Here is a 16,070-nt window from a genome sequence, read left to right on the forward strand (position 1 = left end):
CATGACTGATCAAAACGCATTAACTGAGCTTTTAAATATTATGCAAACCTTGCGAGATCCTAACGGCGGGTGCCCGTGGGATCTTAAGCAAGATTTCAAATCAATTGTTCCTCATACCCTAGAAGAAGCGTACGAGGTTGCCGATTGCATAGAGACTAATAATTTAGGTGAGCTTAAAAATGAGCTTGGCGATTTACTTTTTCAAATTGTGTTTTATGCCCAGTTAGCTAAAGAGAAAAATTTATTTGATTTTGATGATGTTATAAAGCAGCTCAGCACTAAACTTGTGCGCCGCCACCCTCATGTATTTAACGAGCAGCAAGCGTTAACTGACGAGCAGTTAGCAAAGCAATGGCAAGCAATTAAAGCACAAGAACGTGCTGAAAAAGCTTCATCGGTTAATACTTCGCTTTGGCAAGATATTCCTGCAAATATGCCAAGCCTAAGTAAAGCTAAAAAAATTCAGCAACGTGTTGCTGGCTTAGGGTTTGATTGGCCAAGCTATCATGGCGCACTTGATAAAGTGAGCGAAGAAGTATTAGAAGTAAAAGAGGCGCTCGAACACGATCCTCGATCTGAGCATACAGCAGAAGAAATAGGCGACTTACTGTTTGCCACAGTTAATGTTGCTCGCCACGTTAAACGCGATCCTGAACAACTTTTAAGACAAGCAAATGATAAGTTTTCAGCGCGGTTTGAAAAGGTACAAGCGTACTTAATTGCTCAAGGCAAAAGTTTGGATACTGCAAGCCTAGAAGAAATGGACAACGCGTGGGATGCCATTAAAAAAGTGAAATAGGTTTAATGTTAAAAAGTGCACATTTTTTGTGCGCGCTTTTACTATTTTTAGCTGGATTGCGCTGGCGTGTTTTGGTACAATTTCGCCCCGTCTTGATGATATACCCAGAGTCTCTTTCTCGGGTGTTATATTCCTTTTAATTCCTGATATTCTAGGGTTCGCATGAGTACAAAATTTATCTTCGTTACTGGCGGGGTTGTTTCTTCGTTGGGTAAAGGTATTGCAGCAGCATCACTAGCCGCTATTTTAGAGGCCCGTGGTTTAAACGTTACCATTTTAAAGCTGGATCCTTACATCAACGTTGACCCAGGCACAATGAGCCCAATTCAACACGGTGAAGTATACGTTACAGAAGACGGCGCAGAGACTGACCTTGACTTAGGTCACTACGAGCGTTTTATTCGTACCAAAATGACTAGTCGTAATAACTTTACACAAGGGCGTGTATACGAAGACGTGTTACGTCGTGAGCGCCGTGGTGAATACCTAGGTGCAACTATTCAGGTTATTCCACATATTACAAATGACATTAAGCAACGCGTATACGACGGTGCTGAAGGTCATGAAATCGCGATTGTAGAAATTGGCGGTACAGTAGGTGATATTGAATCACAACCGTTTATTGAAGCAATTCGTCAAATGGGTACTGAAATTGGCCGCGAACGCGCGCTATTTATTCACTTAACGCTAGTGCCATTTTTAGGCCCTGCGGGTGAAGTGAAAACAAAACCAACTCAGCATTCTGTTAAAGAGTTGCGCTCTGTAGGTATTCAGCCAGATATTCTTATCTGTCGTTCAGACCGTAAACTGCCTAACAACGAGCGTGCAAAAATTGCATTGTTCACTAATGTTGAAGAGAAAGCGGTTATTTCACTACCAGACGTAGACAGCATTTATAAAATTCCTGCGCTATTAAAATCTCAAGAATTAGATAACTTTGTATGTCGTCGTTTTCATTTAGATGCGCCAGAAGCTGATCTCGCTGAGTGGGAACAAGTACTGTATCAAGAGTCTAACCCTACTGGTGAAGTAACAATTGGTATGGTTGGTAAGTACATTGAATTACCAGATGCATACAAATCAGTTAACGAAGCACTAAAACATGCGGGTCTTAAAAATCGTTTAACAATTAATATTGAATACGTAGACTCACAAGACTTAGAAAGCAAAGGTGTAGAACTACTATCTCATTTAGATGCTATTTTAGTTCCTGGCGGCTTTGGCGGACGTGGTGTTGAAGGTAAAATTTTAGCGGCTAAATACGCACGTGAAAACAAAGTTCCATACCTAGGTATTTGTTTAGGTATGCAAGTGGCACTTATTGAATACGCGCGTAATGTTGCAGGTTTAACTGATGCAAACTCTACAGAATTTAATGCTAACTCAGAAGCGCCTGTCGTTGGTTTAATTACTGAATGGTTAGACGCTGAAGGCAAGATTGAAGTACGTGATGAAAAATCTGATTTAGGTGGCACTATGCGTTTAGGCGCACAAAAATGTCATTTAACACCAGGTTCTAAAGTACATGAAGTATACGGTAATGCTGAAATTGTTGAACGTCATCGTCATCGCTACGAAGTAAACAACAATTTTGTAGAAGCGCTTGAAAAAGCAGGCTTGAGCTTTACTGGTTTATCAGAAGATAAAAAATTAGTAGAAATTATCGAAAATAAAGATCACCCATGGTTTATTGCCGCGCAATTCCACCCGGAATTCACGTCAACCCCACGTGATGGTCACCCGCTATTTGAAGGGTTTGTAGCTGCGGCTCACATTCACCAAAAAGCTAATTCGTAATTTTAAAAGCCGTGCATATTGCACGGCTTTTTTGTTTTAAGGGCTGACTAATACCCATTTTATTAAAAACATGGGCATTGTATCGGATTAAATAATTTACTAATTGCGTTAAAAATTACTCATATAGAACAACTATATGTCATAATTTGTGCCTTATTATTGAGTTGTTTTCTTAGCGTTATGATAGCTCACTAATTAAATGCAATTGGTATAAACTATACAAAACGTAGTAAAGTTAGCTGAACTCACCATTTTGGGAATATAGAGGAATCAAGATGTCAGAAATCGTAAAAGTAATCGGTCGCGAAATTATGGACTCGCGTGGTAACCCAACTGTTGAAGCAGACGTACATTTAGCAGATGGTTCTTGGGGTCGTGCAGCTGCACCTTCAGGCGCCTCTACTGGTACTCGCGAAGCATTAGAGTTACGCGACGGTGATAAGTCACGTTACTTAGGTAAAGGCGTATTAAACGCTGTTGGTTTTATTAATAATGAAATCGCAGATGCGCTAAAAGGTCAAAATGCATTAGAACAAAGTGCTGTTGATAAAGTAATGCTAGATTTAGACGGCACTGAAAACAAAGAAAAACTAGGTGCAAACGCAATCTTAGCTGTATCACTTGCAACTGCAAAAGCAGCTGCACAGTCTAAAAAAGTAGAGCTTTACGAGCACATTGCTGATTTAAACGGCACACCGGGTGTTTACTCTATGCCACTTCCAATGATGAACATCATCAATGGTGGTGAGCACGCAGATAACTCTGTAGATATTCAAGAGTTTATGATCCAACCTGTTGGCGCTGCAAACTTCCGAGAAGGCCTACGTATGGGCGCAGAAGTATTTCATAGCCTTGCAAAAGTACTTAAAGCAGATGGTCACTCAACAGCAGTTGGCGATGAAGGTGGCTTTGCGCCAAACCTTGCATCTAACGAAGCGGCACTTGCAGCAATTAAAGTTGCGGTAGCAAACGCAGGTTACGAGTTAGGTAAAGATATTACTTTAGCGATGGATTGTGCTGCATCTGAGTTTTACGACAAAGAAGCAAATATTTACGATCTTAAAGGTGAAGGCAAAAAATTCACTTCTGAAGAATTTAACTTCTTCTTACAAGAGCTTACTGAGCAATACCCAATTGTGTCTATTGAAGATGGCTTAGATGAGTCAGATTGGGATGGCTTTGCACACCAAACTAAACTAATGGGTGATAAAATCCAATTAGTAGGTGATGACTTATTCGTAACAAATACTAAGATTTTAAAACGTGGTATCGACAACGGTATTGCTAACTCAATCTTAATTAAGTTTAACCAAATTGGTTCACTAACTGAAACGTTAGCTGCAATCAAAATGGCAAAAGACGCAGGCTTTACAGTTGTTATTTCTCACCGCTCTGGCGAGACAGAAGATTCAACTATTGCTGATTTAGCGGTAGGTACTGCTGCAGGTCAAATTAAAACAGGTTCATTGAGCCGTTCTGACCGTGTAGCTAAGTACAACCAACTTCTTCGTATTGAAGAAGCGCTAGGTTCAAAAGCACCTTACAAGGGTCTTAAAGAAGTTAAAGGTCAGTAATTCTATTTTATATAGAATCTAATATTTAATTTTAGATGATAAAATCCTCGCTCAGGCGGGGATTTTTTATATTAGATACTTTTATCCAAAGAGTTGGGAGCAAGGCACGAAGTTTGTTAATGCGTACACTTAGCCAACAGCAGGACTATAAAAACCTTATGCTTAACGCTTATCACCATATAGTACAATTATAGATTTGCTAGTAGACCCTTTAACTTACTCCCAGTGATGCAATTAACTCATTTTTAGGTGGATTACAGCGGTGTTCCCCAGCCATGTTTATTCAATGAGTCTGTGCAATTCGTTATTGGCGTCTGTATGGCCAAGGCCTCTAGGTTAATACGACAGTGTAAACTAGCGTGACGCAGCATCTATTTTAATGTGGGATAATAAATACTCACTTTTTTGTTGATTGGTTTACGGTTAAGCGAAAGTATTTGGGGTTTTAGACCCATCCCTCGATATGAACCTTAGTTGATGTAAGTCTTGCTCAGAGTAAATATATCTATGCGGTACTTTATGCATTGATATACATAACTGCAATCTGGGTTAAACAGTCACAGGTTGGCTTTATTATTTTGATTTTTATGGCCCGCAACAAGGTGATTTCTTAGTTTCATCAAGCTAAATTTCGTCTCCTAGTTACTGGAACGATTCAATTTACATTCAATAAATTTATAATGTTAAAGCATAAATTAATAAATTGTATTTATGCTTCAACATTGATTTTAGGGGATAATTGATATCCATCATATTCATGAAGTACATCAAGGAAATCTGACCATTGTTTTTCTGATTTTGTATCTCCTATACTTTTTGCAAAATCTCGACTGTTTTTTATTTGAGCAATGAAATCTTTACTCTCCACACCAACGAATGAGCCATTTTCAAATTTAAAGCTATCATATGGGAGAACAAGCAAACGACCATCACCAGTTTCTTTGATAAGTGCGTTTAATTCATCCATCCCAATGTTGTGCATGTCTACAGTTCTTGGTTCAGTATTTTTTCCTGTGACGTCAGGCAGTTCATTGCCGCCTTTTTGGGAGACTTTAGATTGTTGAGCTGACTGGTATTGACTGTAGGTAGCTGTTTGATTGCCGATAATCATAATTAACATCCATTTGCTAGTTTTAAGTCTATAAAAGTTGCAATAAGGGTGCCGTTATTAAGAGGGAATAGCTCTAAAGTAGAGTTTTTATAATTACCCGAAGTTAAAACAAAGCTTTTAAATAAGCTATATTAAAGTGAAATACTGGGAGCGAGATTGATACAAAGATGAGGGGTATACAAATTAATATTTATTTCAATTTTTTGAGATCTTTTGAGTGATTGGCATTTTTAAGCGATTTATTTAGCCGCTGAATATTTAATTCAACTTCGCGTATAGTTTCCTGAGTGACGTGCGCTAAACTTTTAATGCTATCAACAGAGCTTTTTAAATTTCTCTCTATTGCTAGTATGTGGGTATCAACGTTCTTACTTTCCAGTGATCTCTTCACATATTCAGATAAAGAAATACCTTGCTTTTGCGCCTCACTATTTAAAGACTCTTTTAATTTATCGTCAATTCGGATGCTTAGAATGGCCATTCTAAAATGCCTCTGTTGTATACGGGTGTAAACAAAGCGTATACGCCTATAAATCCGAGTGACGACGAGGTGCTAATTACTGTTGCAAAAGCCCGTTTGGCTGAACCAAAGATAGAGGTAAAGGCTTCGCTAAACTATTTCTGAGTTAGAGTTCAACCCTTGCGCAATTAAAGCTGAAACTGCTGTTTTAAAATCTCACCCGTAAAACTGGTTTTTAAATAAAAACCACGTGGTAGGGTTTTGATAATTTGACCATGTGGACCAATAGCATCAGTGACAACTTTGCTGTTTGCCGCCTTAGGCCTAATTTGTATAGCATCCCCTAAGTGGCCTGATATTTCATCTACTCGTCCGAGTGCGATTAACTCCATTTGTTCTTCCCAGTCACGCTGTAATAACGCATCTTGCTCAGGTGTTGGTTGCCACAAAAAGCCGCTGCCTATCGTTCTGTCAAACGGGGCTATATCTCGCTCACTTAGTATGGGTAACCATAAAACATGATTTAGTTTTTTACGCACAGAGCTGGTATGCCATGTCATACCGGTGACGTTTATTAAAGGTGTTACCGATACAAACGTAGTCTCTAGCGGCTTACCTTTGTAAGAAATGGGGAGTGTTTTTAGCTCTATCCCTAAATCTTCAAAATCGGGTAGAGGTTTTGAACCCGCTGTAGCCCCAAGTACATATTCAATTAGTTGCCCGGTCCAGCCTTTTTCACGAAGTAAATCATCAGGTGTTTTAAAATGGTACTGGTTTGCAAGTTGGCCAAGTGTTAATCCGGCAATGTGATTTACGCGCTGCATTAGATCGTTAATTGAGTGTGGTTTTGATGGTCGCATACTATTAATTTCGGTTGAATAAATACCATAGCCATGATAGCAAATTGGCTAAGCCGTGGATATCTTTAGGGTTGTTCGTTTTTTGCCCGCCTGTTGTTTGGGTTAATTTTGTACATGTATAAAATTGAGCAGTTTGATTTAAGTTACTGAGCTAGCTGGTTTTTTTTAAGTTATGTATTCAGTTTTGATTAAGGCTATTAAAAGTTGTTGGGATAAATACAACTATATAAACATGTTTATCCACAGAATCTGTGGAGAACACGAGTTTTTAGATCTTATATTGTGGATTTGTTTGCAAAACGAGCGTGTTTTATAAAAGTTATGCACAAACTGTGAGTAAGTAGAGTAAAACAATAACCGCAATAGCTTTGGTGGATTATTTTTAAGATTTTTATTCACACTTCATTATTTTATGGGGTATGCAAAAGCGTAAACTTAGCTTACAAATTAGCTTGGCTATAATAGTGTTTGCCGTATTGCAGCTAATGTGGAACAATCATTAAAAATCGACTTACAAATGAGGCACTAAGGTGATTGATGCCGAAGGTTTTCGTGCCAATGTCGGAATTGTAATTTGCAATAATCAGGGGCAGGTTTTTTGGGCTAGACGTTATGGTCAGCATTCTTGGCAATTTCCCCAAGGTGGTGTTGATGATGGCGAGACAGCAGAACAAACCATGTACCGCGAGTTACACGAGGAAGTAGGGCTGCGACCTGAAGATGTAGAAATAGTCGCAAGTTCAAAACATTGGTTACGCTATAAATTACCCAAACGATTAATTCGCCGCGACTCTAGTCCGGTGTGTATTGGGCAAAAACAAAAATGGTTTTTATTAAAACTGCGTTGTAAAGATGAAGATGTAAACTTGCTTAAAACCCATCATCCAGAGTTTGATGATTGGCGCTGGGTAAGTTACTGGTATCCTGTAAGACAGGTAGTATCGTTTAAACGGGATGTTTATCGACGTGTAATGAAGGAGTTTGCTCCTTTCGCCATGCCTTTTAATAAAAGAGAACAACATAAAGATCATTGGCGAAGTAAAAGGTAGAAATTTCTCGATAGAATAAAGGAGCAGGACATGCTGGCTACACTTAGATCTATTGCTGAGTCTGTATCGCAACAAGCGAATTTAGACAGTGCTTTAGTGTGCTTTGTGCAAATGGTTAAAGATGCCATGAAAACCCAGTGCTGCTCCATTTATTTTGCAGATTACAGCCAAGACAATTTTGTGCTTATGGCTACCGAAGGGTTAAATCCTGATGCGGTGGGTAAGTTTAGAATTGGATTTACCGAAGGCTTAGTAGGCTTAGTTGCCCAGCGTGAAGAGCCAATTAATATAGCATTTGCTAAATCACACCCGCGATTTAAACTCTCCCCCGAAGTGAATGAAGAAGGCTACAATGCTTTTTTGTCAGTGCCTGTGGTGCATCAAAAAAAAGTATTAGGCGTTATTGTTGTTCAGCAAAAAATGGCTCGTGTTTTTAGCCAAGATGAAGAATCGTTTTTAATTACGCTTTCTGCTCAACTTGCATCACAATTAGCGCATGCTGAAATAAAAGAAGTACTGCGACAAGACGAGTCATCTCATCAGACATCTGTTTTAAAAGGGGTATCGAGTGCGCCGGGCATAGGAATTGGCCAAGCATTTGTCGTGCTGCCAAAGCTTGATTTTAAGTCTATAGAGCTTTTAAAAGACAGTGACGTAACAGAGCAGCGCCGCTTGTTTACGCAAGCCGTAGCCGCGACCCGAAAGGAATTTAATACGCTTTCTATGACGCTAAGTGACTCGATACCGCATGAAGCGTTGGCTGTATTTGATGTTTACCAACAATTACTTGATGCAAAAAGCTTAGGCCATAATGTTGAGGTACAGTTACAAGAAGGTTGGTGCGCGAAAAGTGCATTAAAAATTGTAATAGAGCGCTTAATCTCTCAATTTAATGCCATGCAGGACCCATACATAAAAGAGCGTGCGGTTGATGTTAAAGACATTGGTTTACGCGTGCTACATCATTTAGTAAACACCGAGCACGCTATAAAAGATTACCCACCAAATACTATTTTAATTGCGAATACATTAACTCCGGCCATGCTTGCTGAAGTGCCAAAAGGGCATTTAGCGGGTGTAGTTAGTGTTAATGGCTCAGCTAATAGCCATGCGTCTATTTTAACGCGTGCAATGGGTATTCCTGCTATTTGGGGTATTGAAGATTTACCACTATTACAGTTTGAGGGTAAACCGCTCATTCTGGATGCATTTTCTGGGCGTTTATATATTTCCCCATCGCAAATGCTAATAGATGAGTACACCGAGCTTCAGTATCAAGATGGCTTATTGAATAACCGTTTTTTAGCTGAACAAACATCAGAATCAATAACTCTTGATGGTGAGCATATTAGCTTGCTGTTAAATGCCGGGCTTGAGCTAAATACAGAACAAAGCAGTTCACATATCTGCGATGGCGTAGGGCTTTACAGAACAGAGGCTTGGTTTATGCAAAAAGGCCAGTTTCCTTCGCAATTAGAGCAAGAAAACTGGTACCGCGAAGTGCTTACTAGCTACCACCCAAACCCCGTGGTTATGCGTACGCTGGATATTGGTGGCGATAAAGTTTTAGATTATTTTAATATTACCGAAGAAAACCCATTTTTAGGATGGCGTGGTATTCGTATTAGTCTTGATCACCCAGAGCTGTTTTTAGATCAGCTTAAAGCGATGTTAAAAGCAAATATTGGTTTAGGCAATTTAAAGATTATGCTGCCAATGATCAGTGGCACCGATGAAGTAGATGAATCTTTAGCATTATTTGAGCAAGCGTATTATGAGCTAAGTGAAAAGTATCCAGAGCAAAGTATAGAAAGACCCGATATTGGTATAATGCTTGAGGTGCCTTCGAGCGTATTTATGTTGCCTGAGTGGTCAAAAAAAGTCGATTTTTGCTCAGTCGGTAGTAATGATTTAACGCAGTACCTATTAGCTGTAGATAGAGCTAATGCACGTGTTGCTGAGCTGTTTAATCCTTATCACCCAGGCGTACTAAGAGTGTTGAATAAAGTGGCTTGTGAGTGTGAGCAGTATGAATTGCCTTTTAGTTTATGTGGTGAACTTGGTGGCGACCCCGAAGGTGCGATTTTACTTATTGCAATGGGATACAGGCGCTTAAGTATGAACCTATCATCACTTAATAAAGTTAAGTGGGTGATCAGGCGCTTAAATGTGAGTGACATGGAGCAGCTACTTAGTGAGTGTTTAACTCAATCTACCGCTAAGCAAGTATTGCGCTTAACACGAAACTTTATGATAGAGCATCGATTAGGCGATTTGTTTTACACGCCCAAATAGTATCAATCCGCAGATGCTATTGGCTTTATAATCCTTTAATATACACACATTAATAGGTATTTGAGATAACTATGTATGACTTAGGGCTGTTAGTGGCAAGCTGCGCACTACTAGGCTGCGTTGTCGGTTTTTTAGCTGGATTGTTAGGTATTGGCGGCGGTTTAATTATTGTCCCTGTGCTTAGTACGTTACTGTTATCGTTTGACGTTACATCTTCAAGTCACGTTTTAGTGATTGCTATAGCAACCTCACTTGCTTCTATTTTATTTACTTCAACCTCTTCAGCGTTAGCTCATCATAAAAATGATAATGTGCCGTGGGAAATAGCTCCTTGGGTTATGTCAGGCGTTGCGTTAGGAGCATTAATTAGTGGCTTTGCTGCAAGTCTCATTCCGGAGCAAATTTTACGAACTGTGTTCGCTATCAGCGTCGTGTTTATTGCAACGAGAATGGTGTTGTCGACCCGCAAAAAATCAGTTGTGGAGCAGCCTTTACCAGCAGGCCCTATTTTGGGAGCTATATCGGCTCTAATGGGGGGCTTATCTGGTTTAATTGGTATTGGTGGTGGGGCGCTTATTGTTCCAATGCTTAATTATTTTTCGGTAGATATAAAAAAAGCCATAGGTTGCGCTGCTGCTTGCGGCATTGTTATCGCCTTATTTGGTTCTATTGGGTATATTAGTGCAGGTTGGCAAGTTACCGATTTAGAACATGGTTTTGCAGGGTTTGTTTATTTACCTGCGTTATTTGGGATTGTTATTACATCATGGTTTGTTGCGCCTATAGGCGCTAAAGCAACTCATTATTTACCTGTTAATACAATAAAGAAAGTTTTCGCGGTATTGCTTGTTGTTATCGCACTTAAAATGGTTTTTAGCTAAAGGTTTATTTTTTATGGCACTTGAGTTTCCTCAAATTGATCCAATAATTTTTTCTGTTGGGCCGCTAAGCGTACGTTGGTACGGGTTAATGTATTTAATTGGTTTTGCGTTTGCGATGTGGTTCGCTAATCGCCAAGCTGCAAAACCTAATTCAGGTTGGACAAAAGAGCAGGTAAGCGACTTACTGTTTTATGGCATGCTAGGGGTAATTCTTGGTGGGCGTATTGGTTATGTATTGTTTTATCAGTTTAGTTACTTTATAGAAAACCCGCTTTATTTATTTAGAATAGATCAAGGTGGTATGTCCTTCCATGGCGGCACGCTAGGAGTTATAACAGCGGTAGCCATTTTCTCTTGGACACGTAAAAAATCATTGCTTCAAGTAGGCGATTTTGTTGCTCCGCTTGTACCTGTTGGTTTATTAGCTGGAAGAATAGGTAACTTTATTAATGGCGAGCTGTGGGGTCGAGTGACCGATGTGCCTTGGGCTATGGTATTTCCTACAGGAGGGCCACTTGCGCGTCATCCATCACAATTATATGAAGCATTTTTTGAAGGCCTAGTACTCTTTTTAATCCTGCAATGGTTTATTAAAAAACCGCGTCCAGCGGGTAGTGTAGCGGGTGTATTTTTACTAGGTTATGGCGTATTTAGGTTCTGCATTGAATACTTCCGCCAACCAGATGCGCAACTAGGGCTGTTTGCTGACTTTATTTCGATGGGTCAAATATTATCACTTCCAATGATTGTGGGCGGTCTAGGTTTATTAATTTGGGCATACAAACAACCACAACAAGTTAAAACAGCTAAGGCATAATAAAAACAGCATGAAACAATATTTAGAATTATGTCAGCGTATTGTTGACGAAGGCCAGTGGGTAGAAAATAAGCGTACAGGTACGCGTTGTTTAACGGTTATAAACGCTGATTTAGAGTACGACGTAGCGAATAATAAGTTTCCTATGATCACCACGCGTAAAAGCTACTATAAAGCAGCGATTGCTGAGTTATTAGGGTATTTACGTGGTTACGATAGCGCAGAGCAGTTTCGTAATATTGGTTGTAAAACTTGGGATGCAAATGCTAACGACAACGGCGCATGGCTTAATAACCCTAACCGTAAAGGTAAAGACGATATGGGCCGCGTCTACGGCGTACAAGGCCGCGGATGGCAGCGACCGGATGGTTCAACGCTCGATCAGCTTGCTAAAGTTATTAATAACTTAAAAAATGGTATTGATGATAGAGGGGAAATCGTAACTTTTTATAACCCCGGCGAATTTGAGCTTGGTTGTTTGCGCCCATGTATGCACACACATACTTTTTCCCTGCTTGGTGACACGCTATATTTAACATCGTATCAGCGCAGCTGTGATGTGCCACTGGGCTTGAATTTCAATCAAATTCAGTGTTTTGTTTTACTTGCATTGGTAGCTCAAATTACCGGCCATAAAGCAGGTAAGGCGTATCATAAAATTGCTAACGCTCATATTTACGAAAACCAACTAGAACTAATGCGAGACGTGCAATTAAAGCGTGAACCGTTCGAATCGCCTAAACTAGCAATTAACCCAAAAATAAAAACGTTAGAAGATATAGAAACGTGGGTAACGCGTGATGACTTTGAAGTAACGGGCTATCAAAGCCACGAACCGATTCAGTATCCATTTTCAGTATAAAAAGATTAAGGAAAACTAAAATGAAAGCAGTGATCCCAGTAGCGGGCTTAGGTACTCGTATGTTACCTGCCACAAAAGCAATCCCTAAAGAAATGCTACCAATAGTAGACCGTCCACTTATTCAATATGTAGTAAATGAAGCGGTTGCAGCAGGTATTAAAGAAATAGTACTTGTTACTCACTCAAGTAAAAATTCTATCGAAAACCATTTTGATACAAGCTTTGAATTAGAAGCCACATTAGAAAAACGTGTTAAGCGGCAATTACTTGCCGAAGTGCAGGCTATTTGCCCTAAAGACGTCACTATTATTCACGTACGCCAAGGTGAAGCTAAAGGCTTAGGCCACGCAATCAACTGTGCGGCGCCAATTATTGGTAACGAGCCGTTTGTTGTAATCTTGCCAGATGTAATTATTGATGACGTAGAAAGCGACCTAAAAAAAGACAACCTAGCTGAAATGATTGCTCATTTTGAGCAAACCAAACACAGCCAAATAATGGTTGAGCCAGTGCCAATGGATGAAGTAGATAAATTTGGTGTAGTTGATTTAGGCGATGTTGACTTACAACAAGGTAAAAGCTCACCCATTACAGATATGGTAGAAAAACCGCCTGTTGATCAAGCACCTTCTAACTTAGCTGTTGTAGGGCGTTATGTATTAAGCGAAAATATCTGGCCTTTACTTGCAAAAACTCCGCAAGGAGCAGGCAATGAAATTCAATTAACTGACGCAATTGCGATGTTAATGGAACACGAAAAAGTAGATGCATACGCCATAAAAGGCCGTAGCCACGATTGTGGAAGTAAAATTGGTTATTTAAAAGCGATTATTGAATTTTCACTTCGTCGTGATGAATTTGCTGATGAATTAAAATCATTTATTAAAAAGCTGATTTAACAGTTAACAAAAATATGAAAGGCGCCGATATCGGCGCTTTTTTTATGAGTTTTATTAGGATCAAAATAAGAAAAGGAGTCATTCTAAAAAACTTTTTAGCTCATTACAGACATATTGTTATTTATGTTGTAAATTTTATGTTAGTTTATTTTGAGGGATAATATTCTCAAGGAAAATGCTGGGTATGAATATACTGCTTTACCAAACACAGATAGCCATACTAAGAGCTAAGTTTTATAGTTCACAGTTAAATAAAGTTAAACACTTTCTTGTGAGAATGTTTAACGGGAATGTAGTCTACAAATGCTGCTTTGAGGACAACTAATACATGTGTATATACGAAAAAATTACACTAGGCTTTTACTCTGTTCGCTAATGCTTTTATTTGGCACCGCATATAGTGTTACGCCAAAAATTAGAACCATTGATGAGCAACCTCAAAGTAGCTCGTCTGATTACGTACCGATTACAGCCTTTGAACTTGCATAGCTAAAAGATGCTGCAATGCAGTGGCAACAAGCACGCGAAAGCATAGAGCGAATTTTAAGGTTAGAAAAGAAATAATTTACCTCGTAAAGCATATTGATATTATAAATAGCAAAGCTATTGCGCCGTCTAATCAAGGTTATAGCAGCAAGTCTGTAAGCTCACCACGGAACACGCGTAATGTTAAATCGCGGCAATAAGTTACGCAAAATTACAGTCATAAAAAGCAGGCTGTCACGTATCCAAGCTGTATAAGCTCGATTACATGGTAAGTAACTACACAGATAAACCAATTAAACTACAATTTTAGTTTTTGGCTTAGTTATTGCTTCTGAATTAAAGGTAGTTTTTTATAGGTGTTTAAAATTGAAACTTAAATTTGGAATATTATTAATGCTATGTATGTTAGTTGCTTGTAGTAACCAGCAAACACCATTAACGGTGCAAAGCGACAAGCTTGTGCGGGAAAAAGATATAAAACCTTATCTAGAGCTATGGGATAACAACAAAGAGCAAATAGCGCGCTTAAGTACTATGGAAGAAGACTTATCGCTATTGATTCAAGCACTTTCCGCACAAACAGATATTGACACTGTACCGGATGTGATGAAAGAACAAGTTAAAGATGTTAGGTATGGCTCTAAGAAATCTTCACAATATTTCCCCAAAACTACGTTATCTAATAATATTGCTAGTGTAAATACAGTTATATACGGTGTGCAAATTGGACGTTATTTAGTTTCTAACGGAGCCAAAAGGCAAGTACAGCGACTAAAAGAGCAATACCCTCAATTGAACGGTATTTTGCAATACCGTATTAATGAGCAACAAGAAGAATCAACTACTTTTTATAGTGTTGTGGCAGGCCCGCTAAAAAATCAACAGCAAGCAGCGCAGCTGTGTTTGTTTTTTTATAAAATAGGTAAAAAATGTACCTTAGCGGCATTTTCAGAGGATGTTTAAGGTTTTTTACGCTTATTTTTGCATCCTGTTATTATAAATAAAAATAAAGTAAATATTTTCTAACTTTTTAGTGATATTGGCCGATACTTAACATAACCTGACTAACAGGTTTATACTTTATGTCTAAGGGAAAACTATGAACAAAATATTTACTAAAGCAGTGTTGGCTGTATCAATGACTGTTCTTTCTTTCGGTGCAGCTGCGGAAACTGCTTCTTTTCAAGCGGGTGTTACAGTTCAAAACGCATTCACCATTACGAATGATGCACCACTAGATTTTGGTACAATTCGAGCTTCAGGTGATTTAACGGGGACGGAGACTGCTACATTAGTATTAGCCGCAAACCCTGCTACAGCTCCTACAACGGCTTCTTCAGATGCAACCGCAGCTGAAATTGCAATTTTAGTAGCAGGTACACCAGCCTCATTCTCGATTTCAGGTGTGTCCCCTTTTGGTACATTGACCATTACAGATCCGACTGAAACCGCGATTGCGCCTGATACAGCACCTGCGGGCACTGCTGCATTTACTTTGGGCACTCCAACGTATTATGTGTTAACTGGTGCGACGCCTAATAGTGCAGCTACAACGACCATTCAGGTTGATTCAGCTGGCGAAGCAACTTTTAATTTTGGTGCAACATTAACCACAACAGGGGTTGCTGCAACTAGTGATTATATCGATGGATCATACAGTGGCACGTTTACATTAGAATTAAATTACTAATGGGCAAAGCCTGCTTTATTGTATAAAGCAGGCTACTTTATGAAATTAATTTTACTCATACTAGCAGCTTTCTTAACTACGGATTTATACGCACAAGTTACACCGCTTGAGCAATTGAATTTTGGTAAAATTGTTATCAGTGATAATCAAAGTGTTAGCTCTATAACCTTGTTGCCCAGTAACACAAATACCTTAACCAATAAGATATATTTACTTGAAAAAGGCCATGCAGCTGAATTGTTGCTTGAAGGATACCCTGCACGTATCCAGGTAAACGTGAGTGACTTTGTAAGTGATCAGCCCCTAAATAATATTTTTGGTGGCGCGCCACTGATTTTAAATCAACTCATTTATAATGCGACCATTACAACCGATACCACAGGAACTGCTCTATTGAGAGTAGGGGGGCAATTAAGTACTTCTGGTGACGGAAATACTTATAAAGATGGTATCTTTGATACTACAATTGAAGTGACGCTAAATTATTAGA

Annotated in this window: 15 protein-coding genes; 12 read left to right on the top strand and 3 right to left on the bottom strand. The window is 39.1% G+C overall.

The annotated features are described in order from the left end of the window. The first annotated feature begins 1 nt into the window (after position 1). The 3 genes from mazG to eno all read left to right on the top strand — a co-directional run bounded on the left by mazG (position 2) and on the right by eno (position 4,170). Positions 2–799 (top strand): nucleoside triphosphate pyrophosphohydrolase, encoded by a 798-nt coding sequence (gene mazG, locus V6260_RS08355; protein WP_341593642.1) that lies wholly within the window; start codon positions 2–4, stop codon positions 797–799. Between the two features lie 162 nt (positions 800–961). Next, complete coding sequence (locus V6260_RS08360; RefSeq protein ID WP_341593643.1) at positions 962–2,596, top strand: CTP synthase; 1,635 nt, start codon at positions 962–964, stop codon at positions 2,594–2,596. A gap of 275 nt (positions 2,597–2,871) precedes the next feature. Continuing rightward, complete coding sequence (gene eno / locus V6260_RS08365) at positions 2,872–4,170, top strand: phosphopyruvate hydratase (RefSeq protein ID WP_256848707.1); 1,299 nt, start codon at positions 2,872–2,874, stop codon at positions 4,168–4,170. Between the two features lie 709 nt (positions 4,171–4,879). Here eno and V6260_RS08370 read toward each other — a convergent pair. The 3 genes from V6260_RS08370 to mutH form a co-directional block, all read right to left on the bottom strand. After that, positions 4,880–5,281 carry a hypothetical protein gene (locus V6260_RS08370; protein WP_341593644.1) on the bottom strand — a complete coding sequence of 134 codons (402 nt, stop codon included), beginning with the start codon at positions 5,279–5,281 and terminating at the stop codon, positions 4,880–4,882. Between the two features lie 190 nt (positions 5,282–5,471). Beyond that, the gene (locus tag V6260_RS08375; protein WP_341593645.1) at positions 5,472–5,762 is read right to left on the bottom strand and encodes a ribbon-helix-helix protein, CopG family; all 291 of its coding nucleotides are present in this window, start codon (positions 5,760–5,762) and stop codon (positions 5,472–5,474) included. 167 nt (positions 5,763–5,929) lie between these two features. Next, positions 5,930–6,601 (bottom strand): DNA mismatch repair endonuclease MutH, encoded by a 672-nt coding sequence (gene mutH, locus V6260_RS08380; protein ID WP_341593646.1) that lies wholly within the window; start codon positions 6,599–6,601, stop codon positions 5,930–5,932. A gap of 530 nt (positions 6,602–7,131) precedes the next feature. Between mutH and rppH the strand changes: the two genes are divergently transcribed. The 9 genes from rppH (at position 7,132) to V6260_RS08425 (ending at position 16,069) form a co-directional block, all read left to right on the top strand. Further along, on the top strand, positions 7,132–7,650 hold the full coding sequence (gene rppH, locus V6260_RS08385; RefSeq protein WP_002958704.1) for an RNA pyrophosphohydrolase: 519 nt from the start codon (positions 7,132–7,134) through the stop codon (positions 7,648–7,650). A 30-nt stretch (positions 7,651–7,680) separates the two neighbouring features. Further along, on the top strand, positions 7,681–9,945 hold the full coding sequence (gene ptsP, locus V6260_RS08390; protein ID WP_211000820.1) for a phosphoenolpyruvate--protein phosphotransferase: 2,265 nt from the start codon (positions 7,681–7,683) through the stop codon (positions 9,943–9,945). Between the two features lie 71 nt (positions 9,946–10,016). Further along, positions 10,017–10,826 (top strand): sulfite exporter TauE/SafE family protein, encoded by an 810-nt coding sequence (locus tag V6260_RS08395; protein WP_341593647.1) that lies wholly within the window; start codon positions 10,017–10,019, stop codon positions 10,824–10,826. Between the two features lie 13 nt (positions 10,827–10,839). After that, the gene (lgt, locus tag V6260_RS08400; protein ID WP_303538033.1) at positions 10,840–11,643 is read left to right on the top strand and encodes a prolipoprotein diacylglyceryl transferase; all 804 of its coding nucleotides are present in this window, start codon (positions 10,840–10,842) and stop codon (positions 11,641–11,643) included. 10 nt (positions 11,644–11,653) lie between these two features. Beyond that, positions 11,654–12,505, top strand: a complete 852-nt coding sequence (locus V6260_RS08405; protein ID WP_341593648.1) for a thymidylate synthase — start codon at positions 11,654–11,656, stop codon at positions 12,503–12,505. A gap of 20 nt (positions 12,506–12,525) precedes the next feature. Then, positions 12,526–13,404 carry a UTP--glucose-1-phosphate uridylyltransferase GalU gene (gene galU, locus V6260_RS08410; RefSeq protein ID WP_341593649.1) on the top strand — a complete coding sequence of 293 codons (879 nt, stop codon included), beginning with the start codon at positions 12,526–12,528 and terminating at the stop codon, positions 13,402–13,404. Between the two features lie 852 nt (positions 13,405–14,256). Then, complete coding sequence (locus V6260_RS08415) at positions 14,257–14,853, top strand: SPOR domain-containing protein (RefSeq protein WP_341593650.1); 597 nt, start codon at positions 14,257–14,259, stop codon at positions 14,851–14,853. Positions 14,854–14,989: 136 nt separating this feature from the next. Beyond that, on the top strand, positions 14,990–15,580 hold the full coding sequence (locus V6260_RS08420) for a hypothetical protein (protein ID WP_341593651.1): 591 nt from the start codon (positions 14,990–14,992) through the stop codon (positions 15,578–15,580). A 39-nt stretch (positions 15,581–15,619) separates the two neighbouring features. Next, positions 15,620–16,069, top strand: coding sequence for a DUF4402 domain-containing protein (locus V6260_RS08425; protein ID WP_341593652.1), 450 nt, complete (start codon positions 15,620–15,622; stop codon positions 16,067–16,069). Position 16,070: the final 1 nt, after the last annotated feature.

Origin of the sequence: Pseudoalteromonas aliena (assembly GCF_038155085.1) — a bacterium.
Lineage (GTDB): Bacteria > Pseudomonadota > Gammaproteobacteria > Enterobacterales > Alteromonadaceae > Pseudoalteromonas > Pseudoalteromonas aliena_A.

Bases quoted from the DNA above. Each gene is read 5' to 3' on its own strand.
- mazG (WP_341593642.1), top strand. From the start codon at position 2: ATGACTGATCAAAACGCATTAACTGAGCTTTTAAATATTATGCAAACC.
- V6260_RS08360 (WP_341593643.1), top strand. From the start codon at position 962: ATGAGTACAAAATTTATCTTCGTTACTGGCGGGGTTGTTTCTTCGTTG.
- eno (WP_256848707.1), top strand. From the start codon at position 2,872: ATGTCAGAAATCGTAAAAGTAATCGGTCGCGAAATTATGGACTCGCGT.
- V6260_RS08370 (WP_341593644.1), bottom strand. From the start codon at position 5,281: ATGATTATCGGCAATCAAACAGCTACCTACAGTCAATACCAGTCAGCT.
- V6260_RS08375 (WP_341593645.1), bottom strand. From the start codon at position 5,762: ATGGCCATTCTAAGCATCCGAATTGACGATAAATTAAAAGAGTCTTTA.
- mutH (WP_341593646.1), bottom strand. From the start codon at position 6,601: ATGCGACCATCAAAACCACACTCAATTAACGATCTAATGCAGCGCGTA.
- ptsP (WP_211000820.1), top strand. From the start codon at position 7,681: ATGCTGGCTACACTTAGATCTATTGCTGAGTCTGTATCGCAACAAGCG.
- V6260_RS08395 (WP_341593647.1), top strand. From the start codon at position 10,017: ATGTATGACTTAGGGCTGTTAGTGGCAAGCTGCGCACTACTAGGCTGC.
- lgt (WP_303538033.1), top strand. From the start codon at position 10,840: ATGGCACTTGAGTTTCCTCAAATTGATCCAATAATTTTTTCTGTTGGG.
- V6260_RS08405 (WP_341593648.1), top strand. From the start codon at position 11,654: ATGAAACAATATTTAGAATTATGTCAGCGTATTGTTGACGAAGGCCAG.
- galU (WP_341593649.1), top strand. From the start codon at position 12,526: ATGAAAGCAGTGATCCCAGTAGCGGGCTTAGGTACTCGTATGTTACCT.
- V6260_RS08420 (WP_341593651.1), top strand. From the start codon at position 14,990: ATGAACAAAATATTTACTAAAGCAGTGTTGGCTGTATCAATGACTGTT.
- V6260_RS08425 (WP_341593652.1), top strand. From the start codon at position 15,620: ATGAAATTAATTTTACTCATACTAGCAGCTTTCTTAACTACGGATTTA.